The organism is Brevibacillus sp. SIMBA_040 (assembly GCF_046535075.1).
Classification (GTDB): domain Bacteria; phylum Bacillota; class Bacilli; order Brevibacillales; family Brevibacillaceae; genus Brevibacillus.
On record NZ_JAWRXI010000164.1, the window covers coordinates 1 to 275 of the forward strand.

1 protein-coding gene is annotated in these 275 nt (G+C 38.2%); it reads right to left on the bottom strand.

The window, feature by feature from the left end; translation table 11 throughout:
- On the bottom strand, window positions 1–275 hold a 275-nt coding region (locus SB752_RS32395; RefSeq protein ID WP_410719497.1), incomplete at both ends, for a hypothetical protein.

The following is a 275-nucleotide window of genomic DNA, read 5'->3' on the forward strand; positions in this document are numbered from 1 at the left end:
GCCATTTAGTATAAAAATAATTTGTTCCTAAATCTGGTTCCTCAGAGTGTGTCGAAGCAGCAAATGTATCTGGTATTCTCCATCCGTCTGGACATGGGTCATAAGGGGATTTTTCTGTAGCATGCCCCCATCTTTCTGTAAATTGCCCGTTTTCATCTGATACCCAATCCCGAACATTTTGGTGTGTATTGGATGCATTACCAGCATTACGGTGTAAGAAAAATAACGGATGTTTTACTGAATAATCAAGCACTGTCTTAATTTTATCTTTCTTT